This window comes from Streptomyces sp. NPDC050806 (assembly GCF_055586425.1).
Genome location: NZ_JBVJIF010000010.1, coordinates 384,855 through 405,764 on the forward strand (window position 1 = coordinate 384,855; position 20,910 = coordinate 405,764).

At 73.4% G+C, this 20,910-nt stretch carries 17 protein-coding genes, 2 pseudogenes and 1 riboswitch; of the genes and pseudogenes, 9 read left to right on the plus strand and 10 right to left on the minus strand.

The genetic code is table 11. The features are described from left to right. Positions 1-18: 18 nt before the first annotated feature. Positions 19-1,656, minus strand: coding sequence for a penicillin-binding transpeptidase domain-containing protein (locus ACZ6WH_RS31170; RefSeq protein WP_469732515.1), 1,638 nt, complete (start codon positions 1,654-1,656; stop codon positions 19-21). Between the two features lie 960 nt (positions 1,657-2,616). Between ACZ6WH_RS31170 and ACZ6WH_RS31175 the strand changes: the two genes are divergently transcribed. The 4 genes and pseudogenes from ACZ6WH_RS31175 (at position 2,617) to ACZ6WH_RS31190 (ending at position 5,659) form a co-directional block, all read left to right on the plus strand. Next, on the plus strand, positions 2,617-3,360 hold the full coding sequence (locus tag ACZ6WH_RS31175) for a GNAT family N-acetyltransferase (protein WP_469732517.1): 744 nt from the start codon (positions 2,617-2,619) through the stop codon (positions 3,358-3,360). A 216-nt stretch (positions 3,361-3,576) separates the two neighbouring features. Beyond that, positions 3,577-4,077: pseudogene (locus ACZ6WH_RS31180) on the plus strand (GNAT family N-acetyltransferase); the annotation flags it as partial. Positions 4,078-4,359: 282 nt separating this feature from the next. Then, positions 4,360-4,890 (plus strand): annotated as a pseudogene (locus ACZ6WH_RS31185) (lysophospholipid acyltransferase family protein); the annotation flags it as partial. Further along, positions 4,883-5,659, plus strand: coding sequence for a DedA family protein (locus tag ACZ6WH_RS31190; protein WP_469732519.1), 777 nt, complete (start codon positions 4,883-4,885; stop codon positions 5,657-5,659). The pseudogene ACZ6WH_RS31185 and the gene ACZ6WH_RS31190, both read left to right, overlap by 8 nt. 174 nt (positions 5,660-5,833) lie before the next feature. Here the strand turns inward: ACZ6WH_RS31190 and thiE are convergent, their stop codons facing one another. Both thiE and thiM read right to left on the minus strand, forming a co-directional pair. Continuing rightward, entirely contained in the window at positions 5,834-6,520 is a 687-nt protein-coding gene (gene thiE / locus ACZ6WH_RS31195; protein WP_469732521.1) for a thiamine phosphate synthase, read from the minus strand. Beyond that, on the minus strand, positions 6,517-7,353 hold the full coding sequence (gene thiM / locus ACZ6WH_RS31200) for a hydroxyethylthiazole kinase (RefSeq protein ID WP_469732523.1): 837 nt from the start codon (positions 7,351-7,353) through the stop codon (positions 6,517-6,519). The genes thiE and thiM overlap by 4 nt, the downstream gene beginning before the upstream one ends. A gap of 3 nt (positions 7,354-7,356) precedes the next feature. Then, a riboswitch (TPP riboswitch) is annotated at positions 7,357-7,453 on the minus strand. 59 nt (positions 7,454-7,512) lie between these two features. On the opposite strand from thiM, the gene ACZ6WH_RS31205 reads away from it, so the two are divergent. The 3 genes from ACZ6WH_RS31205 (at position 7,513) to ACZ6WH_RS31215 (ending at position 12,235) form a co-directional block, all read left to right on the plus strand. Further along, positions 7,513-8,886 carry a purine-cytosine permease family protein gene (locus ACZ6WH_RS31205; RefSeq protein WP_432860521.1) on the plus strand — a complete coding sequence of 458 codons (1,374 nt, stop codon included), beginning with the start codon at positions 7,513-7,515 and terminating at the stop codon, positions 8,884-8,886. 202 nt (positions 8,887-9,088) lie between these two features. Then, on the plus strand, positions 9,089-11,329 hold the full coding sequence (locus ACZ6WH_RS31210; RefSeq protein ID WP_469732715.1) for a HelD family protein: 2,241 nt from the start codon (positions 9,089-9,091) through the stop codon (positions 11,327-11,329). Between the two features lie 132 nt (positions 11,330-11,461). Beyond that, the gene (locus ACZ6WH_RS31215) at positions 11,462-12,235 is read left to right on the plus strand and encodes an IclR family transcriptional regulator (protein ID WP_469732526.1); all 774 of its coding nucleotides are present in this window, start codon (positions 11,462-11,464) and stop codon (positions 12,233-12,235) included. A 39-nt stretch (positions 12,236-12,274) separates the two neighbouring features. Here the strand turns inward: ACZ6WH_RS31215 and ACZ6WH_RS31220 are convergent, their stop codons facing one another. Continuing rightward, the gene (locus ACZ6WH_RS31220) at positions 12,275-13,612 is read right to left on the minus strand and encodes a pyridoxal phosphate-dependent decarboxylase family protein (RefSeq protein WP_469732528.1); all 1,338 of its coding nucleotides are present in this window, start codon (positions 13,610-13,612) and stop codon (positions 12,275-12,277) included. A 215-nt stretch (positions 13,613-13,827) separates the two neighbouring features. After that, a complete protein-coding gene (locus ACZ6WH_RS31225) occupies positions 13,828-14,607 on the minus strand; it encodes a FadR/GntR family transcriptional regulator (RefSeq protein WP_469732530.1) in 780 nt (259 codons plus the stop codon). Positions 14,608-14,783: 176 nt separating this feature from the next. Between ACZ6WH_RS31225 and ACZ6WH_RS31230 the strand changes: the two genes are divergently transcribed. Continuing rightward, the gene (locus ACZ6WH_RS31230; protein WP_469732532.1) at positions 14,784-16,073 is read left to right on the plus strand and encodes an MFS transporter; all 1,290 of its coding nucleotides are present in this window, start codon (positions 14,784-14,786) and stop codon (positions 16,071-16,073) included. Positions 16,074-16,087: 14 nt separating this feature from the next. On the opposite strand, the gene ACZ6WH_RS31235 is transcribed toward ACZ6WH_RS31230, so the two are convergent. Together ACZ6WH_RS31235 and ACZ6WH_RS31240 are read right to left on the minus strand one after the other, a co-directional pair. Further along, positions 16,088-16,291 carry a DUF397 domain-containing protein gene (locus tag ACZ6WH_RS31235; RefSeq protein WP_469732534.1) on the minus strand — a complete coding sequence of 68 codons (204 nt, stop codon included), beginning with the start codon at positions 16,289-16,291 and terminating at the stop codon, positions 16,088-16,090. Beyond that, on the minus strand, positions 16,288-17,103 hold the full coding sequence (locus tag ACZ6WH_RS31240) for a helix-turn-helix domain-containing protein (RefSeq protein WP_469732536.1): 816 nt from the start codon (positions 17,101-17,103) through the stop codon (positions 16,288-16,290). Before ACZ6WH_RS31240 ends, ACZ6WH_RS31235 begins: the two co-directional genes overlap by 4 nt. A gap of 158 nt (positions 17,104-17,261) precedes the next feature. Here ACZ6WH_RS31240 and ACZ6WH_RS31245 point away from each other — a divergent pair, with 158 nt between their 5' ends. Further along, positions 17,262-17,702: an ATP-binding protein gene (locus ACZ6WH_RS31245; RefSeq protein WP_469732538.1), complete on the plus strand. Its 441-nt coding sequence runs from the start codon at positions 17,262-17,264 to the stop codon at positions 17,700-17,702. On the opposite strand, the gene ACZ6WH_RS31250 is transcribed toward ACZ6WH_RS31245, so the two are convergent. From ACZ6WH_RS31250 to ACZ6WH_RS31260, 3 genes are read right to left on the minus strand one after another with little or no spacing between them, the layout of a single operon-like run. Further along, complete coding sequence (locus ACZ6WH_RS31250) at positions 17,695-18,522, minus strand: SDR family oxidoreductase (RefSeq protein WP_469732540.1); 828 nt, start codon at positions 18,520-18,522, stop codon at positions 17,695-17,697. The genes ACZ6WH_RS31245 and ACZ6WH_RS31250 overlap by 8 nt on opposite strands. Next, a complete protein-coding gene (locus tag ACZ6WH_RS31255; RefSeq protein WP_469732542.1) occupies positions 18,519-20,186 on the minus strand; it encodes an FAD-binding dehydrogenase in 1,668 nt (555 codons plus the stop codon). Before ACZ6WH_RS31255 ends, ACZ6WH_RS31250 begins: the two co-directional genes overlap by 4 nt. After that, on the minus strand, positions 20,179-20,829 hold the full coding sequence (locus tag ACZ6WH_RS31260; RefSeq protein WP_432860543.1) for a TetR/AcrR family transcriptional regulator: 651 nt from the start codon (positions 20,827-20,829) through the stop codon (positions 20,179-20,181). Before ACZ6WH_RS31260 ends, ACZ6WH_RS31255 begins: the two co-directional genes overlap by 8 nt. Between the last annotated feature and the right edge of the window lie 81 nt (positions 20,830-20,910).

The window sequence follows — 20,910 nt, forward strand, 5'->3', positions numbered from 1 at the left end:
GCGTCACGCGACGCGGCGCTACCCGGCGCGCAGCACCTGCGCGACGACCGGTCCCGCCGCGTCGCCGCCGTGGCCGCCCGACTGGACGAGCGCCGCGGCCGCGAGGTCGCCGCTGTAGCCGGTGAACCAGCTGTTGGACCGGGACTGCCCGTCCTTCTCGGCGGAGCCGGTCTTCGCGCCCTTCGCCCCGCCGACGCCCGCCATCGCGGCCACGGCCGTGCCCCGGCCGACGGTCGCCGCGTGCATCATCTGCCGCAGCTGCCGGGTGACGGACGGGGGCAGCGGGCGCGCGGTCGCCAGGGTCCGGCCGTCCAGCGACTGCGGTACGAGGACGGGCTGCCGGAAGCCGCCGTTGACGACGGTCGCGGTCACCGACGCCACGGCCAGCGGCGACATCTGCACCTTGCCCTGGCCGATGTACGAGGCGGCGGATTCCACCCCGGACGACTCCGGGACGCTGCCGTCGAAGGACGGCAAGCCGGTCTGCCAGTCCCCGCCGAGGCCGAAGGAGTCGCGGGCCGTCCGGCCCAGCGCGGTGCCCGCGACGCCCCGGTCGTTGAGCGGCTTGACCGCCTTGATGAACGCGGTGTTGCAGGACCGGGCGAAGGCATCGGTGAGGGTGCCGTCCGCGATCGAGAAGTCGTCCAGGTTGTGGAAGGTGTAGCCCTCCCAGCTGACGGTGGGCGGGCAGGCGACCTTGGCGTTCGCGTCCGCGACCCCGTTCTCGATCATCATCGCGGCCGTGACGATCTTCATGGTGGAGCCGGGCGCCACCTTGCCCAGCATCGCCGCGTTGTAGCCGTCCGCGCGGTTGTTGGCCACCGCCCGGATCTCGCCCGTGCTCGGCCGGACCGCCACCACCGACGACTCCGGATAGGACTTCGCCGCCCGCTCCGCCGCCGCCTGCACGTCCGCGTCCAGCGTCGTGTGCAGCGTCCCGGCCCGGCCCTTGCGGAGGGTGAGCAGGGTGCGCGCGGGCTCGCCCGACGCGTTGTCGATGCGCAACTCGATGCCGGCCGTGCCGCCGGCCTTCCTGCCGTACTTCTCCCGCAGGCCGTCCAGCAGCGGGCCCAGCGAGGGGTACTCCTCCTTGGTCAGCGTCCGCCCCGCGTGGTCGACGGCCCGGATCTCCGGTGTCTCGCTCGCCCCCGTCACCAGGTACTCGCCGTCCCTGAGCTGCGGGTGCAGCACCGAGGACCGCCAGTCCACCAGCGGCTTGTGCGTGGTCCGGCCCCGCACGATCCGCAGTTCCGAGGCGTACGACAGGGGCTTGGTCCGCCCGTCGTACGACACCTCGGCCTTGACGGTGTACGGAACGGTCGTGCCGCTCCGCTCACCGGGCTTGATCACGACGTGGGTGAAGTGCGCCTGGTCATGGAATCCGGCCAGTTCGGTGCGGGCGACCGCCTGGTTGTCCGTGAGGCCGGCGGCGGTGGCGTTGTCGCCCTTCGCCCATGCGGCGAGGAAGGCCGTGGCCGTCTTCGTCGTCTCGTCGGCGCTCGGCGGCCCGGTCCGTACCGGCGCCGCCTGTGCCGTGGTCTCCGAACCGCCGTACCCCATGACGCCGTTGACCAGGTTGTAGCCGAGGTACAGCACGCCCCCGCCCACGACGGTCAGCACCCCGCCGACAATGGTGATCTTCACCCCGCTGCGCATCCGCGCTCCCTCCCCTGAGTGCCTCTTGAACAAGTTCAAGAGGGCAACGAGAGGTACGGTACGGGGCAGATGGGGTGACCGAGGCATTCGAACGGAAGTCCGTTATGGGATAGCGATCTACGGATACCGTTCCGGAGCGGGGCGGTCCGTTCGGCGGCGGGCCGCGTCTGCTCGGCGCCGACCGGGCGACGGCCTCCGGCGCCCGTTGCACCGCCGGTGCCGAAGCGGCCTCGTACTCGATGGAGCACTCCACCTCGTGGTGGGCGCACAGGACTTCGGCCAGCCGTACGAGCGCCGCGGTGTCGCCGGCCCGGCCCACCCGGTGCAGATCGACGACCACGTTGCCGCTGCCGGGACGGATGACGGCGTTGAGCAGCCGCCCCAGATGCGGTTCGGCCGTCGGGCGGATCGGGCGGTGCACCTCGATGACGGTGCGGTCGGCGTACCGGCGTACCGCGACCGGGGACGGCCCGGTCGGCGCGGCGGCGGGACCGGACAGCGCGGCACCGCCCGCCACGGGCGGCCGGGCGGAAACCGGCACGAGCTGTGTGCGGAGACGGTGGCGAACAGCGGCCCACCACGGGTGCAGGGAAGGAGCGGTCCACGTCATCGCGGTCTCCCTCGGCATCAGGACCTGCTGGGACTAGCCGTCGCGGCCCGCCGTGGCGCGACGCGGGGGCGACGCGGGAGCGACTGGGATTCTGCCACCGCCGGCGGTCGGCGGGCATGGGCCGGTCGGCCTCTGGACAGCGGGCCGGAGGGCCTGTCGGGCGCGTTGCCGGGGTACTCCGACAGGCCCTGCCGGAAGCCGGGCGCGGGCGGTGGCTTTCGGCCGATGCCGGGCCCCGGGGGCCGCGCGTGGCTTTCATGGTCCAGCGGCGCAACAGCCGCCCGGCGTGCGGCTCCGCCGGGCGCGCTGTGCCGGCGCCCGGTCGTCTCCAGGAAGGGAGAACGTTTCACATGCTCTCGGGATCCACCGCAGTCGCGGCCACCGGTTCGTATGTCGTCTCGATCGCCGACACGGCCGGGGAGATACGGGCCGCCCAGCGGCTGCGCCAACGGGTCTTCGCCGAGGCGAAGGGAGCAACCGCACGCACCCGGCGCGCGGGCCGTGAAGCCGACGGATCCGACGCGTCGGCGGACCATCTGATCGTGACGGCCACGGCGAGCGGCGACGTGGTCGGTACCTGCCGGCTGCTGCCGCCGGGCCGCGCCGAAACCCTGCGCGCGGAGGACGAGTTCGACCTCCGCGCACTCCAGCCGCTGCGCGGCCGGCTGGTGGAGGCGGGCCGCTCGTGCGTCGACCCCGGACACCGGACCGGCACGGTGCTCGACCTGATGTGGGCCGGACTCGCGCGGTACGTCCTGCTGAACGGCGCCCGTTACCTGGCCGGGTGCGCGTCCGTCCCGCTGGACGACGGCGGCCAGGCCGCGTCCAGCGCCTGGCTGCTCGGCAACGTGAAGCACTGCGTACCGGTCGAGCTGCGGGTCCACCCGTACCGCCCCTGGACGCCGAAGGGCGTGAGCGAGAACGAGCCGAGTTACGCGCTGCTGCCGCCGCTGCTCCGCGGCTGCCTGCGGGCCGGCGCGTGGATGTGCGGAGCGCCGGCGCACGACCCGGACTCCGGTGTCGCGGACTTCTTTCTCCTGCTGGACACGGAACGGATGGACGACCGCCACCGACGCCACTTCCCGGGGGAGTAAGGGTTTTCCCGGAGGGCCAGGGGTTCGCCCTGACACCGCGGAACCGTGCTCCTCCGGCCGGTGGAACCGGCCCCTGACGAAGGTCGGGGGCGGGCTCCGATCTTCGGGCACTGTGGCGCCACGCACCCCGCTCCTACCGTCGGTTCGGAAGGGTGCGTGGCCGCCGAGGACCGGCTCCCACGCCGCGGAAACCCAGTGAACCGGAGACGCGAGACCATGCCGACGATGCCACCCGCCACCACCGGGACCAGCACCTACGTCACCTCCCTCGCGGACTCCACCGCGCAGGCGCGGGCCGCCCAGCGCCTCCGTCACCTGGTGTTCGGCGAGGAATTGGGCGCCACCCTCGATCCGGCCCTTGCCGGTCACGACACCGACGCCTTCGACGACCTCGCCGACCACCTGATCGTCACCGAGGCCGCCACCGGCGACGTGGTCGGCACCTACCGGCAGCTGCCGCCCGGCCGTACCGAACGCGCCTGCTCCGTCGGCGAGTTCGACCTCGGTGCGCTGGCCGGCATCCGCTCCTCGATGATCGAGGCGGGCCGCTCCTGCGTCCACCCCGACCACCGCTCGGGCGCGGTGATCAACCTGATGTGGGCCGCGCTCGCCCGCTACGTCCTGCTGTCCGGCCACCGCTACCTCGCGGGCTGCGCCTCCGTATCGCTCGGCGACGGCGGAGCGGACGCGGCGAGCGCCTGGTCCCTGTGCGCCGCCAAGCCCTCCCTCCCCCGCGTCCCGCCGCTCTTCCGGGGCTACCTGCGGCTCGGCGCCCGGGTGTGCGGAGCGACCGCGCACGCCGTGCCCCTCGTGCCCCGCGCCGAGCGGGCCCGCCGGTACGCGGCCCTGGCCCGCGGCGCGGCGGCTGGACCGCGCCTCGCCGACCCCCGGATCATGCGGCTCCGGGCCCGCGCCGTGCTCCGCGCGCTCGGCCTGCGGCTGGAGACCAGTACGCCGGCGCTCAGTGTGCCGCGCGGTCCCGGCGGCCCCGGCACGCTGATCGTCGCGGACCACATCTCCTGGCTCGACGTCATCGCCGTGCTGGCGGTGGAGTCCGCCACCCCGCTGGCCAAGCGCGAGGTCGCCGGGTGGCCGTTCTTCGGCACGCCGGCGCGCAGAGCCGGGACGGAGTTCATCGACCGGGACGGGCTGCGCACGCTGCCGCGTACCGTCGGCCGGCTCGCCGCCACGCTCCGCGCCGGCCGCTCGGTCCTGGTGTTCCCGCAGGGCACGACCTGGTGCACGGAGACCGGCGGCTTCCGGCGGGCGACGTTCCAGGCCGCGCTCGACGCCGGGGCGCCCGTCCGCCCGGTGACGATCACCTACGCGCAGCACGGCGCGCCCAGCACCGTGGCCGCGTTCCTCGGCGAGGAGGACTTCGCCGGCTGTCTGCACAGAGTGATCGGCGCCGACGGCCTCACGGTACGGGCGACCGCGCACCCCCGGCTGGAGCCCGCGGGGGACCGGCGCGCGCTGGCCGCCGAGGCGCACGCAGCGATCCGCGGCAGCCGGCCGCCGGTCCATGTCTGAGCTGTTCGGCCAGTTCGCCGAGCTGGTCAAGACGCAGCTGGACTCGCCCTGGCTCTGGCTGATCGTGCTGCTGGTGGCCGGCCTGGACGCGCTGCTGCCGTTCATGCCGAGCGAGACGACGGTGGTGACGGTGGCCGTGCTGACCGGCCCCGACCTTCCGCAGCTCGCGCTGCTGGCCGTGGTCGCCGCGCTGGGCGCGCTGGGCGGCGACTGCCTCGGTCACTGCATCGGCCGCTGGGCAGGGCCGAAGGCGATCGGCCGGCTGCTCCGCGGCGAGAAGGGGCGGCAACGGTACGCATGGGGGCGTGCCATGGTCGGGCGGCACGCCACGTCGCTGGTGGTCGCGGGCCGCTTCCTGCCCGGCGGGCGGGTGGCGTCCGCGCTGTCCACCGGCAGCCTGCGCTTCCCGTTCCGCCGCTTCGTGCTGCTGGACGCGGCAGGCGCCGCGCTGTGGGCGGTCCTCAGCACGGCCATCGGGTACCTCGGCGGCGCGGCCTTCGCCGAGGACCCGGTGAAGGGACTGCTGCTCGCCTTCGCGCTGGCCCTGGTGATCGTCGGACTGCTGGAGGCCACCCGCCGGCTGGTCGCCCGACGCCGGGGCGCCGCGTCCGGCCGCACGACCGTCGTCGCCGGCACCGTCCCCCCTGCCGCCGAGGACACGCTCCTGCCGGATGCCTCCGAGGGCTCGCTCCTGCCGGACGGCCCGAGGGATGGCCCGACGGACGGCCCGACGGCGGTACGGGCGGACCGGTACAACCGAGGCGCGTGACGGGTGGGTGCGCTGGGATGTCCCCGTCCCTGCCCGTCAGGTGGCACCGGCCGAGTACCGGCCGAGCTGAGGTGCGTCACGGGCGGGCGCGCGGGGAAGTCCCCGCCCGTGTCCGTCAGCCGGTACTGGCCGAGCTGACTTGCGTCACGGGCGGGCGCCGGGAGAACCCGCCCGTCAGGCCCTACCGGACCAGGCCTTCGCGTACGCGCGTGCCGCGGTCCGCGGTTCGGGGGCGGCGCAGATGCCCGAGACGATCGCACCGCCCGCCGCGCCCGTGGCCCGCAGCAGCGGCATGTCCGCCACCGTCACCCCGCCGATCGCGACCGCCGGGAGCGGGGTGGGCAGCGCCAGCCGGCCGAAGCCCTCGACGCCCAGCTCCGGCGGCGCGTCCGCCTTGGTACGGGTCGCGTGCAGCGCGCCGATGCCGACGTAGTCGACCCGGGCCGGTTCCTTGGCGGCGGCCCGCAGCTCCTCCTCCGTCGCGGCGCTCAGCCCGATCACCGCGTCCGGCCCGACGAGCGAGCGGACGGCGGCCACCGGCAGGTCGGACTGGCCGACATGAACCCCGGTCACCCGCGCCCCGGCCGCACGCGCCGCGAGGTACACGTCCACCCGGTCGTTGACGAACAGCGCGACCCGTTCCGGCAGCACCGCGGCGATCCGCACCACCGTCTCCAGGAAGACCCGTGCGTCGGTGTCCTTCTCGCGCACCTGCACGGCGGTGACGCCGCCCGCCACGGCCTCGGCGACCGTGCCCGGTACGTCCCGGCCGCACGCCGCGGCCTGCGCCGCGTCCGTGACCAGGTACACGGAGAGGTCGGGGTGCGCGGCCGGAGTGCCGTCAGCGGGAGTGCCGTTCACGCCCACGAGATCGCCGCCCGCTTGCCGAGCGTCTCCTCGTCCAGGCCGTACAGCGCGTCCAGGAAGGCGGCCGCGAAGCTCCCGGGTCCGCCGCTGCGCTCCGCCGCGATCTCGGCGGCCACGGTGTAGACCGCCACGGCGGCGGTCGCGGCGGCGAGCCGGTCGGCCCGCGCCGCGTCCTCCGGCGTGGTCGGCGGCGCGAACGCCGCGAGCACCGCGCCCAGCGCGCAGCCGCCGCCGGTCACCCGCGTCAGCAGCGGGTCCCCGTTGGCGACGCGTACGGCCCGCTCGCCGTCGGTGAGCAGGTCGACGGGGCCGGAGACCGCGACCACGGCACCCGTGGCGCGGGCCAGCTCACCCGCGGCGGCGGCCGCCGACTCGACCTCGTCGGTGGCGTCCACGCCGCGCCCGCCGCCGCCGGTCCCGGCAACCGCGATGATCTCCGAGGCGTTGCCGCGGACGACGGCCGGGCCCTGGGCGACGAGTTCGCGCGCCAGCGCGGTCCGCACGGGCAGCGACCCGACCGCGACCGGGTCCAGCACCCAGGGTGTGCCGGCGGCGGCCGCCGAAGCGACCGCCTCGGTCATGGCCGCGCGCTGCTCGGCGTGCGGGGTGCCCAGGTTGACCAGCACCCCGGAGGCGGCGCCGGCGAACGGGCCGGCCTCCTCGGGGATGTCCACCATCGCCGGGGCCGCGCCCAGTGCGAGCAGGACGTTCGCCGTGAAGTTGGCGACCACCTGGTTGGTGAGGCACTGGACCAGTGGTGTTTCATGGCGTACGCGGTTGAGGGCCTGCCGGGTGAAGGCGAGCAGGTCGTCGGCCGGACGCGTCATAGGGGCATTCCTCCGTGACATTCCCTTCGCTGGTGCGATCCAGATCAGGTTCGACGGGTGTGATCTCAGCCCTTGAGATGGGGCACCCCGTGTCTCGTGTGCCTCACCATGCTACCCGCACCCCGTTCCCGATCGGGAACCCCGACCTCTGGAAACCCCATGACCATCGAGAGGCCCGTCTTCGACGGGCGCATGCCCGCCGGAGCCGGCGATCTGTCCGTCGAGCGGCACGGCATCGGCCCGGTGCCGGAGGGCAACCGCTACGGCCGGCCCGGCCGCCTCTTCACCGTGTGGTTCGCGCCCAACCTGACCATGACCGGCGTGTTCACCGGCACCGTCGGCATCGGCCTCGGGCTCGACTTCTGGACGGCGTTCGCCGCGATGGCGCTCGGCACGCTGCTCGGCGCCGCCCCGTCCGCGTACCTCGGCACGTGGGGGAGTCTCACCGGTACCGGCCAACTCCCGCTCTCCCGGCTGGCGTTCGGCCGCGGTGTCGTACTGCCCGGCGTCCTCCAATGGCTGTCCTCCATCGCCTGGGACGCACTGATCGGACTGTTCGGCGGGGATGCGCTGGCCCGGCTGGTGGGCTGGCCGTTCTGGCTGGGTGCGCTGACGGTGCTGCTGCTCCAGGGCGTCGTCGGCGTCCTCGGGTACGAGGCCATCCACCGCCTCCAGACCGTGATGACCTTCGTGCTGGGTGCGGCCTTCCTCGCCCTCAGCGTCAAGCTCCTGAACGGTGTTCCGCTGCCGTCGGCCGCCAGCGCGCACGGCGCGGACCGGGCCGGCGCGTTCCTGCTGACCACCACCGTCGCGCTGAGCCTGGCGATCTCCTGGGCGCCGTACGCCTCGGACTTCAGCCGGTACCTGCCGCGCTCGGCGTCCCGGCAGCGGATGTTCTGGTACACGCTGCTCGGCATGGCCGCCGCGTACCTCTGGGTGCAGACGCTCGGCCTGTGGGCCGCGGGCCTGTTCACCGACCAGACGGCGGCGGGCGTGCAGGAACTGCTCGGTGGCGGGGCGCTCGGCGCCTTCGGGCTGCTGGCCATCGCCGCGTCCGCGGTGTGCAGCAACGCCATGAACGACTACAGCGGCTCGCTGGCGCTGCAGACGGCGGGCGTGCGCATCCCCCGGCCGCTCGCCGCGGCCGTCGCCGCCGTGCTCGGTTTCCTGCTCGTGCTGTGGATGCACGCCGCCGACACCACGGCCCGTTTCCAGAACGTGCTGCTCTTCGTCGGTTACTGGATTCCCGGCTTCATCGGTGTCGTCGTGGTCGACTGGCTCGCCCGCGCGAGGGCGCGCGGCGGCCGGCCGGTCGAGGTGCACGAGGAATTCGCCCGTCCGCAGCCGTGGTGGCCGGCGGTGCTCGCCTTTGTAGGTGCGTTCGCCGTCGCGGTGCCCTTCATGAACACTTCGCTGTACGTCGGCCCGGTCGCCGAGGCGCTGCACGGCGCGGACCTGGCGTACTACGTGGCCTTCGTCGTCTCGGTGGCGGTCTACGCGCCGCTTCGGCTGCGCCGCGCACGCCGCGACTGACCTCTGCCGGACACAACAAAACCCCGGTCGCATTGGCGGCCGGGGTGGACTTCCGCGTATATTGGGAGATTCGCATGCCAAGAAATATTTCAGGCAGGGCGAAGCTAACTGGAGTCATCTTAACCAGGCGGGAGTCGAATTGTCAATCCAGGTGCCGGGCGGGGAATCGGGCGTGGGGCCGGACCGGGCCGCCGACGAGGAGATGCGCCGCGAGCAGGAATTCATCGACATGCTCTACGAGCGCCTCGGCGAGCTGCGCGCCGGGGCGGGCGCCGCGGTCCAGGGCGCCCTCGCGGTCGCCGACGCCGGCACGATGCAGGCGCGGCTGGAGCGGGACGTGACCGTCGCCGAGCAGGCCGGCGTGCTCGCCGCCCTCGACGCGGGCGAGCACGGCCTGTGCTTCGGCCGGCTCTCCTTCCGTGACGGCAGCGACCACCACATCGGCCGGATCGGCATCCGGCGCGACGACGCCGAGCACACGCCGCTGGTCATCGACTGGCGCGCCGACGTCGCGCGCCCCTTCTACCTCGCCACCGGCCACACCCCGATGGGGCTGCGCCGCCGGCGCCACATCTCCACCGAAGGGCGCCGCGTCACCGCCCTGCACGACGAGCTGATGGACCTCGCCGACACGGTGCGCACCGGCCACGAGGGCACCGACGCCGACACCGTGCTGCTCGCGGCGCTGGACGCGGCCCGCACCGGCCGCATGCACGACATCGTGCAGACCATCCAGGCCGAGCAGGACCGCATCATCCGCGCCCCGCACCGCGGCGTCATGGTCGTCGAGGGCGGCCCCGGCACCGGCAAGACCGTCGTCGCCCTGCACCGCGCCGCGTACCTGCTCTACGCCCACCGCGAAGTGCTCGCCCGGCGCGCGGTCCTCATCGTCGGCCCCAACCCGGCGTTCCTCGGCTACATCGGCGAGGTATTGCCCGCGCTCGGCGAGACCGGCGTGCTGCTCGCCTCGCCCGGCGAACTCTTCCCCGGCGTCACCGCCACCGGGACCGACACGCCCCGGGCCGCCGCGGTCAAGGGCGGTGCCGCGATGGCCGACGCGCTGGCCGCGTACGTACGCGACCGGCAGCGGCTGCCCGAGCCGGACACGATCGTCCCGCACGAGGACGGCGATCTGCTGCTGGACGCCGACATCGTCCTGGAGGCCCGCCACCAGGCGCGCGAGACCAGGCTGCCGCACAACCTCGCCCGCCCGCACTTCGCTTTCCGCATCATCGACGCGCTGACCGCCCAGCTCGCCGACCGGCTCGGCGCCGACCCGTACGGTGGCCCGAACTTCCTCGGGCCCGACGACATCGCCCAGCTCGGCAAGGGCGTCGCGGCCAGCGGCGAGGTGCACGCCGCCATCGCCGACCTCTGGCCGGCCCTCACCCCGCAGCAGCTGGTCACCGACTTCCTCGCCGACCCGGTACACCTCCCCGAGGCCGACGCGGCCGCGATCCGGCGCGACGGCGGCGAGTGGACCGCCGCCGACATCCCGCTGCTGGACGAGGCCGCCGAGCTGCTCGGCGACGACGACTCGGCCGCGCAGGCCGCCGCCGAGGCCGAGCGCCAGGAGCGGATCGCCTACGCACAGGGCGTGATCGACCTCGCGTACGCCTCGCGCACGCACGAGTTCGAGGGCAAGGACGACGAGGATTCGGAGGTACTGGGCGTTCAGGACCTCATCGACGCCGAGTTGCTCGCCGACCGGCAGGAGGAGACCGACCACCGCACCGCGGCCGAGCGCGCCGCCGCCGACCGCACCTGGGCCTTCGGCCACATCATCGTCGACGAGGCGCAGGAGCTGTCCGCCATGATGTGGCGGCTGCTGATGCGCCGCTGCCCGACCCGCTCGATGACGCTGGTCGGCGACCCGGCGCAGACCGCCGAGCCCGGCAGCTGCGGCACGTGGGAGTCCATCCTCACGCCGTACGTCGGCGACCGCTGGGAGCATGTGCGCCTCGGTGTCAACTACCGCACCCCCGCCGAGATCATGGAGGTCGCGGCGGCCGCGCTCCGGGCCGCGTACGCCGGTACGCCGACGGCCGCGGCCTTCGAACCGCCGCGCTCGGTCCGCTCCACCGGCGTACCGCCCTGGTCGAGGCGGACCGACGACCTGCCGCGCGCGGTCGCCGACGCGGTCGCCCGGGAGACCGGTACCGAGGGCCGCCTCGCGGTCATCGCCCAGCGCCACCACCACGAAGCGCTGCTGGCCGCCGTGCCCACCGCGTCGGCGGGCACGGCCCCCGACCTCACCAGCCCGGTCGTGCTGCTGGACCCGCGGCAGGCCAAGGGGCTGGAGTTCGACACGGTGCTCGTGGCGGAGCCGGCCGAGTTCGGCGTGAGCGACCTCTACGTCGCCCTCACCCGCGCCACGCAGCGGCTGGGCGTGGTCCACACGCAGCCGCTCCCGGCGGGGCTGGAGGGGCTGGCGGCGCACTGAGAACGGCGGCCGGCGGCAGTGCTGTCCCGGCCGTCGACAGCCGAACCCTCATCGCCCTACCCTGTGTTCGTCATTCCGGCCGTTGACCGGAATGACGAACACAGTCGGCGCGGCGGAGGGTGGGTGAGCGGCATGGGACGACTGGTCCCTGCGGTGACCCGGGCACTGGACATACTCGAACTGTTCCTGGAGGCGGAGGGTCCGCAGTCGGCCCCCGACGTGGTCCGGAAGCTGCAACTGCCGCGTACCACCGTGCACGAGCTGCTGACCACGCTGGCGGCCCGCTCGTACCTCGTCCCCGTACCCGATCAGCCGGGCCGCTACCGCCTCGGGGTCCGCGCGTACCAGCTCGGCAGCCGGTACGCGGAACAGCTCGACCTCGCGGCCGAGGGGCAGCGGGTGGCCCGCGAGGTGGCCGCCACCTGCGACGAGACGGTGCACGTCGCCATCCTGGAGGGCGCCGACGTCATCTACATCGCCAAGGTGGACTCCACGCACGCCGTCCGCATGGTCTCCGCCGCGGGCCGCCGGCTGCCCGCGCACTGCACGGCGGTGGGCAAGATGCTCCTCGCCTCGCTGCCGGACGCGGAGCTGGACGCCCGCATCGAGGGCCGCGAGCTGGTCGCCCTGACGCCCGGCACCCTCACCGACCCGGCCGCGCTCCGCGCCGAACTGGCCGCCGTCCGGGACCGCGGCACCGCCACCGAGCACCGCGAGTCCAACCCGGACGTCTCCTGCGTCGCGGCCCCGGTGCGCGACAGCACCGGCCGGGTCGTCGCCGCCCTCTCCATCTCCGTACCGATGATCCGCTGGACCGACTCCAGCGAGACCGACCTGGCGGAGCTGGCCACGAAGGGCGCCCGCGACCTGTCCACGAGCCTGGGACACCGGGGCGCCTGGCGGTGACGCGCTCGCGCCCTTGACGATGCGTCAGCCCGTTGCGGTTCAGTCGGTCAGCAGCGAGCCGAGGATGCGGTCGACGGTCTGCTCGGTGATGCCGGGGTGGAGGAAGGCGAGGCGTACGACGGTCTCGCCCTCCCACACGGTCGGTGTGACGAACGCCGTTCCGGCGGCCAGCAGCCGCTTGGACCAGGCGTAGTAGTCGCGCGGCTGCCAGCCGGCGCGGCGTATCAGGACGACGGACAGCTCGGGCTCCCGGAGGAGTTCGAGGCCGTCGGTGCGCTCGGCGAGCCGGGCGGTGTGCCGGGCGAGTCGGAGCCCGTGGGCGACCGCGTCCCGGTACGCGTCCGTGCCGTGCACGGCGAGGGAGAACCACAGCGGCAGGCCGCGCGGCCGTCGCGTGAGGTGGTAGGCGTAGTCGCTCGGGTTCCATTCCAGGTCGCCGGCGCCCGCGCCGTCCCCGTGGATGGCGTCGAGGTACGAGGCGTCCTGGGTGTGGACGGCCCTGGCCAGGCGCGGGTCCCGGTAGAGCAGCGCCCCGCAGTCGAACGGCGCGAACATCCACTTGTGCGGGTCGACGACGAGTGAGTCGGCGTGCTCGATACCGGCCATACGGGCGCGGAGTTCGGGTACGAAGAGGCCGCCGCCCCCGTACGCGGCGTCGACGTGGAACCACAGGCCGCGGGCGCGGGCCTGCGCGGCGACGCCCGCGAGGTCGTCGATGATCCCGGCGTTGGTGGTGCCGGCGGTGGCGACCACGGCGACGACGGGCGCGCCGCCGTCGTGCTCGGCGGCGTCCAGGGCCGTGCGCACGGCCTCGCCGGTGAGCCGGTGGTCCTCGGTCGGCACGACGAGGGCGTCGATGCCGAGGATGCGCAGGGTGTTGCCGACGGAGGAGTGCACCTGGTCGCTGACGGCGATGCGGACGGGCGCGTGCCCGGTGAGCCCGAGCCGGTGCCGGCCCGTGTCGCGGGCGACGACGAGCGCGGAGAGGTTGCCGGCCGAGCCGCCGCTGACGAAGCAGCCGCCGGCGCTCTCGGGGAGGCCCGCGAGATCGGCGAAGAGCCGCAGCACCTGGTTCTCGGCGGCGATGGCGCCGGACGCCTCCAGCCACGACACACCGTGCAGCGACGACCCCGAGACGACCATGTCGAAGAGCGCCGCGGCCTTGGTGGGGGCGCCGGGGATGAAGGCGAGGAAGGCCGGGTGGTCGCAGGAGATGACGGCGGGCTCGATGTCCTCGGCGTACGTGCGCAGGACGTCGGCGGCCGGGCGCGGCTCCGCGCCTATCGCGCCCTTGAGGGCGACGTCCAGCTCGGCGGGGTCGGCGGTGCGGCCGAGCGGCGGCTCGGGCAGGGAGACGCGGTGGCGGAGGTGGTCCATCACCTGACGGGTGAGGTCCTCGTCGTAGGTGTGCAGGGGGTACCTCCTGGGGGCGTGCGGGCGAGTGCCGGTGTGCGGGCGAGTGCCGGTGTGCGTGTGTGGGCCGCTCGGGGCGCGGACGGCGGTAGCGGTCCATTATTGGATCCTTCCGGATCCAATTCGGAGAGTAAGCGAGCCCCCGAGCGGTGGTCAAGACGGTTCCGGCGCCCCGTGCGTCAGCCGCGGCCCTCGAAGTGGTCCAGCAGCCGCACGAACTGCTGGTAGGAGTCCGCCAGGTGGTCCCGCATCCGCTGCTCCGCCGCGGCCCCGTCACCGGCGAGCACGGCGAGCGCGATGCCTTCGTGCTCATCGCGGAAGACGCAGCTCAGGTCGGCCTCCGCGCCGTACACCACATGCCAGTCGGCACGCAGCCACAACGCGTTGCCGCCCACGAACATCTCGGCGCGCGCCCTCGCCACCGCCTCGTGCAGCACCTCGTTGCCGCCGGCCGCCGCCACGGCGAGGTGGAACCTGCTGTCCACCCGGTGGTACGCGCTGATGTCGACGGCCCCGCCGGGCGTCCCGATCCCGGCGTCCAGGAGCTTCACCAGCTCCCGGCGGGCCGGGGTGGAGCCGCGCTCCGCTGCGAGCCGGGCCGCGAGCGGCTCGACGGCTCCCCGGTACTCCATGTAGTCCCGCAGCGTCGCCCGGATGTCGGCGGCCACCGCGGCCTGCGCGCCCGTGCCGGCGGTGCCCACGGGGGCCGCCTCCGCCACTCGCGTACCACCGTTGCGGCCGAGCGTCGTCACGACCAGGCCCTCGTCGGCGAGCTGCCGCAGGGCCTGCCGCACGGTGTTGCGCCCCGCGCCGAACGCCGCCGCCAGCTCGCGCTCGGTCGGCAGCCGGTCGCCGGGCTCGAAGCCGCCCAGCGCGATCCGCTTGCGCAGCGCCTCGGCGACGACGTCGCGCGACGCGGACCGCCGCGCGCCGTCCTGCTCCGCGTCCGTACCGCTCATCCGTGACTCCCCGTGGGTGAAGGGTTCTGCTCAGCCCGCTGCGGAGCTTTCCTCGGACCCTATTGACAGCCTTCGGGGCCGACCTTACCGTCCACTGAACCTTCATTCGGGTCCAGTCGGACCCATTTCTTCACTTCATCCAGGCGTGGCCGGACCCCTTCCAGGAGGAGCAAGGAATGACGAGCACAGCCGCACCGCCCCGCCGCGCCAATCCCTGGAAGGTCGCCGGCGCCTCGCTCATCGGCACCAGCGTGGAGTGGTACGACTTTGGGATCTACGCGACCGCGTCGGCGCTGGTCTTCCCCGGTCTGTTCTTCCCCGAGGCGGGCCCGGCCCTCGGCACGCTGCTCTCGTTCACGACCCTCTTCGTCGGCTCCCTCGGCCGCCCGCTCGGCGCGATCGTCTTTGGGCACATCGGCGACCGGTACGGCCGCAAGAAGGCACTGATCTGGTCGATGCTGCTCATGGGCCTGGCCACCATCGCCGTCGGCCTGCTGCCCGGCTACGCCACGATCGGCGTCGCGGCCCCCGTGCTCCTCGTCCTGATGCGCATGACGCAGTCGCTCGCCGTCGGCGGTGAGTGGGGCGGCGCGGTCCTCTTCGCCGTCGAACACGCCCCGCCCCGGCGCCGGGCCTTCTTCGGCTCCTTCCCCCAAGTCGGGGACGGCGTCGGCTACTTCCTCTCCACCGGCGTCTTCTCGCTGGTCGCGCTCCTCGGGCACGACGCCCTGGTGGCCTGGGCGTGGCGCATCCCCTTCCTCCTCTCCGCCGTCCTCGTCCTCCTCGGCCTTGTCATCCGTTCCTCGATCGAGGAGTCACCCGAGTTCGAGGCGGCGCGCGCGGCGGAGGAGACCGAGGCGAAGCAGGCGGCTCCCGTCGTCGGCGTCGTCCGGGACGCCTGGCGCACCTGGCTGCTGGCCACCGGCGCCTTCCTGATCACCGTCGGCGGCTACTACGTGGTCGTCACCTTCATGTCGACCTACGCCGTCGGGCGGCTCGGCTTCTCCGAGTCGGAGGCCGCGGGCGCCGGCACGGCCGCCTCCGTCGTCGTCATCGTCTGCACCCCCCTGGCCGCCCTGGCCGCCGACCGCCTCGGCATGCGCCGGGTGACCCTGGCCGGGATCCTCCTCCATCTCCTCATCGCCTTCCCGATGTTCTGGCTCGCCGACACCCGTACGGTCGGGGGCCTGTGGGCGGCGATGTGCCTCCCGATGCTGGCCAGCACGATCGCGTACGCATCGATCGGTACGCTCCTGTCGGGCTGGTTCACGCCCCGCGTCCGCTACACGGGCCTCTCGATGAGCTTCCAGCTCGCGGGCCTGCTCGGCAGCGCGGCCCCGTCCGCCGCGACCTGGCTCTTCTCCGCAACGGGCAACTCCTGGACCCCGGTAGCCCTCGCCTTCGCCGCGATGGCCGCCCTCAGCGCGGTGTGCCTGATGCTCCACCGCCCACCACGGAGCGCGTAACCGACGCGCGCTCGTCACCCCTGGGCGACGTCAACAAGCACGGTGACCGCCCCGAGGAACGCGGCCCATGCCTCCGGCCCGACGGCAATCCGCGCCCGGTGGATGTCTTTGGAGTCACGTATGAGAACGGCGTCGCCGACGTCCGCGATCTCGACACAGTCGGAGTCGTGCTCGTTGCCGCTGTAGCTGCTCCGGGTCCACTTTTCCCCGTCGCTCATGTTTCCCCCAGCAGTTCGTCGATGAAGGCCAATGACTCCCTCGGGGTCAGAGCCTGAGCCCGGATGATCCCATACCGCATTTCGAGCGTCTGCACCTCAGTCACGTCGGAGATGAGGTGGGAGCTGTACCCCAGAGTGGTGCCGCCGCGTAGCTTGAACAGCCGGAACGGGCCCTCCAGGCCCGCATGGTCGTCCCGGTCCGTCGGCATGACCTGAATCTCGACGTTCCGGAACTCCCCGACCTCCAACAGCCGTTCGAGCTGTCGCCGCTTCACCATTCTGCCTCCGACGGGGCGCCGGAGTGTCACCTCCTCCTGTACGAAACTGAAGCCTGGCGCGGTCTTGGAGCTGTCCAAGACCACCTGCCGTGCGACGCGTGCGGCGACACTCCGTTCGATGACATCCTCCGAGTGTGCCGGACGCCGCATCCCGAACAACGTGCGTGTGTACTCCTCGGTCTGCAGTAGTGCGGCCAACGTGTGGTTTGCGTACGTGTCCAACGCGACCGACTCGGCCTCCAGCTTCGTCAGGTCCCGCACCTTCTTCGGGTACCTCGCCGCCTCCACGTCCTTCTTCAGGCCCGAGATCAGGCCGTCCGCCGTCAGGGCGCCGTCCGCCGCGTCCAGGAACTCCGGTTTGGGGACGCGGCGGCCGCGTTCGACCGCGGAGACCTGTTCCTCGCTGTAGCCGATGGCGGCGCCCAGTTCCGCCTGGCGGAGTCCCGCTCGTTCGCGGCACGACTTGATGACTCTGCCGACCGTACGCAGTACCGCCGCCGTTTCGTCGTCGTCATTTTCCCGGCCGACGTCCATGTGAGCCCCCACCGGGCCGTCCCGCCCGTACCCAACGCCGCGGCGCACGCAGCGTCACGGGGCGCCGCCCGTACAGGCCCGGACGGCAGCCGGACAGCGACCGTGCGTACGGCCGACCTGGGTATTCAGCCTACGCAGAACTGACCACGCTGAGTGACATGAACGAGCAGACCGGTCACCCGGCTTTCCGTATCCAGCTCTCCGCCACACCGCGCGGCGCACGCCTCGCCCGCCGACTCGCGGTGGCGCAACTGGCCGACTGGGGCCGGCCGTACGGCTGCGCGGTGTCCGACGCCGCCGCTCACCTCGTGGCGGAGCTGGCGGCCAACGCCGTACGGCACGGCCGCGTCCGGGGCCGGGACTTCCGGCTCCGGCTCGCCCTCCTCGACCACGGTCGGGCGCTCCGCATCGAGGTGACCGATACGGGTCCCGAGCGGTTGCCCACCGTCGGGCGCCGGACGCCTGACGGGGAGTCGGGTCGCGGGCTGCTGCTGGTCGAGGCGCTGGCCGAGCGCTGGGGTACGGACGCGGGCAGCGACCCGTGCACCAAGACCGTGTGGTGCGAGATCGCGTGTCCGCCCCCGGCGCGGCTCACTTGAGGCCGTGTTTGCGGGACACCAGGGACTCGGCGCGGCGGCGGGAGATCAGGCGGCGGAGGGTGAAGACGAGCGGGGCGTTGCTGCCCACCGCGTAGAGGGGCTTGGGGCGGGGTGCCTCGATGGCCTTGAGGACCGTGGCCGCCACCGTGGCCGCGCTGATGCCGGTCGCCTCGTTGCGGTCCAGGCGGGCGGAGACGGTGCCGAAGGCGTCGGCGTAGGGGGAGTTGTCGGCGAGGTAGCGGGTCCGCCGCTCGCTGATGCCCGTGTTGATGGAGCCGGGCTCCACGGTGGTCAACCAGACGCCGTGCGGGGAGAGTTCGCGGCGGGCCGCGGTCGCGAACGCCTTGATGGCCGCCTTGGATGCCACGTACGAGGAGCGGAAGGCGAGCGGGAAGCTGGCCAGCATGGAGCCGACCATGACGACCCGGCCATGGCGCCGCGCCCGCATGCCCGGCAGCAGCAGCTGTGTCAGCCGCACCGCGCCGAAGACGTTGAGCTGGAAGAGGCGTTCCAGTGCGTCCATGGGGAGTTCTTCGAGGGGGGCGAGCTGGCTCTCGCCCGCGTTGTTGACGAGGACGTCCACCTCGCCCGCCGCCGAGGCGCATGCCTCGATGCTCGACGGGTCGGTGAGGTCGAGGGCGAGGTACTCGGCGCCGGGCAGGCGGTCGGCCTCGGGGATCTTCTCCGGGCTGCGGCTGGTGGCGACGACCCGGTAGCCGCGGGCCAGCAGCGCCTGGCAGACCGCCCGGCCGATGCCGGAGGACGCTCCGGTGACGAGCGCCGTACGACGCTCGCCCCCGCGCGGGGTGCCGCCCGTCATGCCAGCTCCTTCGCCAGCGCCCGGCCCGCCGCGCGGCCGGAGAAGATGCAGCCGCCGAGGAACGTGCCCTCCAGCGCGTTGTAGCCGTGCACCCCGCCGCCGCCGAATCCGGCGACCTCGCCCGCCGCGTACAGGCCGGGGAAGGGGGTGCCGTCGGGCCGTACGACCTGCGCGTCGAGCGTGGTCTCCAGGCCGCCGAGCGTCTTGCGGGTGAGCAGGTTCAGCCGTACGGCGATCAGCGGGCCGTGCGCGGGGTCGAGCAGCCGGTGCGGCTTGGCCACTCGGACGATCTTGTCGGCCAGGTAGGCGCGCGCGTTGCGGACCGCCATCAGCTGCATGTCCTTGGAGTACGCCAGGCCCACCTCACGGTCGCGGGCCACCACCTCCCGGCGCACCTGGTCGTAGTCCAGCTCCGGCCCGCTGCCCAGCGCGTTCATGCCGGTCACCAGGTCGCGGAGGTTGTCGCGGACGACGAAGTCGGCGCCGTGTTCCATGAACGCGGCGACCGGGCCCGTCGGGCCCTTCTTCGTCCGGCCGAGCGTCATCTTGAGGTCCTTGCCGGTGAAGTCCGGGTTCTGCTCGGAGCCGGAGAGCGCGAACTCCTTCTCGATGATCGACTGCGTCAGGATGAACCAGCTGTGGTCGTGGCCGCCGGCCCGGATGTGCCGCAGCGTGGCCAGCGTGTCGAAGCCGGGGAAGAGCGGCGGGGGGAGCCGCTTGCCGGCGGCGTCGAGCCAGAGGGAGGACGGGCCGGGGATGATGCGGATGGCGTGGTCGGGCCAGATCGGGTCCCAGTTCCGGATGCCCTCGACGTAGTGCCACATACGGTCGCGGTTGACGATGCTGCCGCCCGCGCTCTCGGTGATCTCCAGCATCCGCCCGTCGACGTGTGCGGGCACGCCGCAGATCATCTGCTCCGGCGCCGGGCCCAGCCGGTCCACCGGCCAGTTCTTGCGCACCAGGTCCGCATTGCCGCCGATGCCGCCGGAGGTGACGACGACGGCCTGGGCGCGGAGTTCGAAGGAACCGGTGCCGGTACGGGAGGACTTCACGCCGCGCGCCGCGCTCGACGGCTCCAGCACCGTGCCCCGGACGCCGACCGCGGTGCCGTTCTCCACGATCAGCTCGTCGACCTGGTGGCGGTGCTTGAACGTCACCAGCCCGCGGTGCTCCGCCGCCAGCACCGGCTCGCGGAAGACCCGTACGACCTCCGGCCCCGTGCCCCAGGTGAGGTGGAAGCGCGGTACGGAATTGCCGTGCCCGGCGGCGAGCCCGGAGCCGCGCTCGGCCCAGCCGACGTTCGGCATCAGCCGCAGACCCAGGTCGTGCAGGTAGGCGCGCTTCTCCCCGGCGGCGAACTGCACGTACGCCTGTGCCCACTGGCGCGGCCAGTGGTCCTCGCGCTCGCGGTCGAACCCGGCCGAGCCCAGCCAGTCCTGCAGCGCCAGCTCGTAGGAGTCCTTGATGCCCATCCGGCGCTGCTCGGGGCTGTCCACCAGGAACAGCCCGCCGAGCGACCAGAACGCCTGGCCGCCCAGGTTGGCCGCGCTCTCCTGATCCACGAGCAGCACCTTGCGCCCGGCCCTGGCCAGCTCGTACGTCGCGACGAGGCCGGCCAGGCCGGCGCCCACGACGATCACATCGGCCTGTTCACGCTCACTCATGCCGAGCCCCTTCGCTCTGGATGCTGTAGGCGTTCACCACGTGCCGGAACAACTCCTCGCGGCGCCGCCGTACGGCCGCGTCGTCCGGCTCCATCAAGCACTGCACCGCGGTGCCGTCGTGCACGGCGACCAGGGCGTGTCCGAGGCCCGTACGGTCGGTGACCCGCCGTCCGGCGCGGGCCAGCGCGGTCTCGACGAGCGGCAGCAGGGTGTCCTGGACGGCCCGCTCACGGGCGGCCATCACCCGGCGCAGAGAAGGATTGCGCAGCGCGTGCGCCGTGAACTCCGCCGTCACGCGAAACCACGCGTCGTCGACCGGAATGACCTCCAGCACGGCGCGCAGCGCCTCGTCCGGGGAGACCGACTCCAGCGTGCCGAGCCGGGCCGAGGCGGTCCGCAGATCGGCCAGCATCGCCCCCGAGCGCTGCTCCCACATGGCGAGGAACAGCTCGTCGAGCGAGGTGAAGTTGGAGTAGAAAGCGCCCCGGGTGTACCCGGCCCGCTCGCACACCTGGTCCACGGTGGACCGGCCGAAGCCCTCCTCGGCGAAGACCGTCAGCGCGGCGTCGAGGAGCCGCTGCCGGGTCTGCGCCCGGCGCCGGGTGACGCGCCGCGGCTGCGCCGCCGCCTCTGCGGATGTCATGAGCGGCCCCGCCTTCCGTCGTACGCCGTTCGATACGCGAATGTATGGGATGCGTTCGTGTATCGACAAGGGGTGCGACGC

What these genes read in the sequence shown, in the direction of transcription:
- ACZ6WH_RS31170 (WP_469732515.1), bottom strand. Translation starts at nt 1,656, where the DNA reads ATGCGCAGCGGGGTGAAGATCACCATTGTCGGCGGGGTGCTGACCGTC.
- ACZ6WH_RS31175 (WP_469732517.1), top strand. Translation starts at nt 2,617, where the DNA reads ATGCTCTCGGGATCCACCGCAGTCGCGGCCACCGGTTCGTATGTCGTC.
- ACZ6WH_RS31190 (WP_469732519.1), top strand. Translation starts at nt 4,883, where the DNA reads ATGTCTGAGCTGTTCGGCCAGTTCGCCGAGCTGGTCAAGACGCAGCTG.
- thiM (WP_469732523.1), bottom strand. Translation starts at nt 7,353, where the DNA reads ATGACGCGTCCGGCCGACGACCTGCTCGCCTTCACCCGGCAGGCCCTC.
- ACZ6WH_RS31205 (WP_432860521.1), top strand. Translation starts at nt 7,513, where the DNA reads ATGACCATCGAGAGGCCCGTCTTCGACGGGCGCATGCCCGCCGGAGCC.
- ACZ6WH_RS31210 (WP_469732715.1), top strand. Translation starts at nt 9,089, where the DNA reads ATGCGCCGCGAGCAGGAATTCATCGACATGCTCTACGAGCGCCTCGGC.
- ACZ6WH_RS31215 (WP_469732526.1), top strand. Translation starts at nt 11,462, where the DNA reads ATGGGACGACTGGTCCCTGCGGTGACCCGGGCACTGGACATACTCGAA.
- ACZ6WH_RS31220 (WP_469732528.1), bottom strand. Translation starts at nt 13,612, where the DNA reads ATGGACCACCTCCGCCACCGCGTCTCCCTGCCCGAGCCGCCGCTCGGC.
- ACZ6WH_RS31225 (WP_469732530.1), bottom strand. Translation starts at nt 14,607, where the DNA reads ATGAGCGGTACGGACGCGGAGCAGGACGGCGCGCGGCGGTCCGCGTCG.
- ACZ6WH_RS31230 (WP_469732532.1), top strand. Translation starts at nt 14,784, where the DNA reads ATGACGAGCACAGCCGCACCGCCCCGCCGCGCCAATCCCTGGAAGGTC.
- ACZ6WH_RS31235 (WP_469732534.1), bottom strand. Translation starts at nt 16,291, where the DNA reads ATGAGCGACGGGGAAAAGTGGACCCGGAGCAGCTACAGCGGCAACGAG.
- ACZ6WH_RS31240 (WP_469732536.1), bottom strand. Translation starts at nt 17,103, where the DNA reads ATGGACGTCGGCCGGGAAAATGACGACGACGAAACGGCGGCGGTACTG.
- ACZ6WH_RS31245 (WP_469732538.1), top strand. Translation starts at nt 17,262, where the DNA reads ATGAACGAGCAGACCGGTCACCCGGCTTTCCGTATCCAGCTCTCCGCC.
- ACZ6WH_RS31250 (WP_469732540.1), bottom strand. Translation starts at nt 18,522, where the DNA reads ATGACGGGCGGCACCCCGCGCGGGGGCGAGCGTCGTACGGCGCTCGTC.
- ACZ6WH_RS31255 (WP_469732542.1), bottom strand. Translation starts at nt 20,186, where the DNA reads ATGAGTGAGCGTGAACAGGCCGATGTGATCGTCGTGGGCGCCGGCCTG.
- ACZ6WH_RS31260 (WP_432860543.1), bottom strand. Translation starts at nt 20,829, where the DNA reads ATGACATCCGCAGAGGCGGCGGCGCAGCCGCGGCGCGTCACCCGGCGC.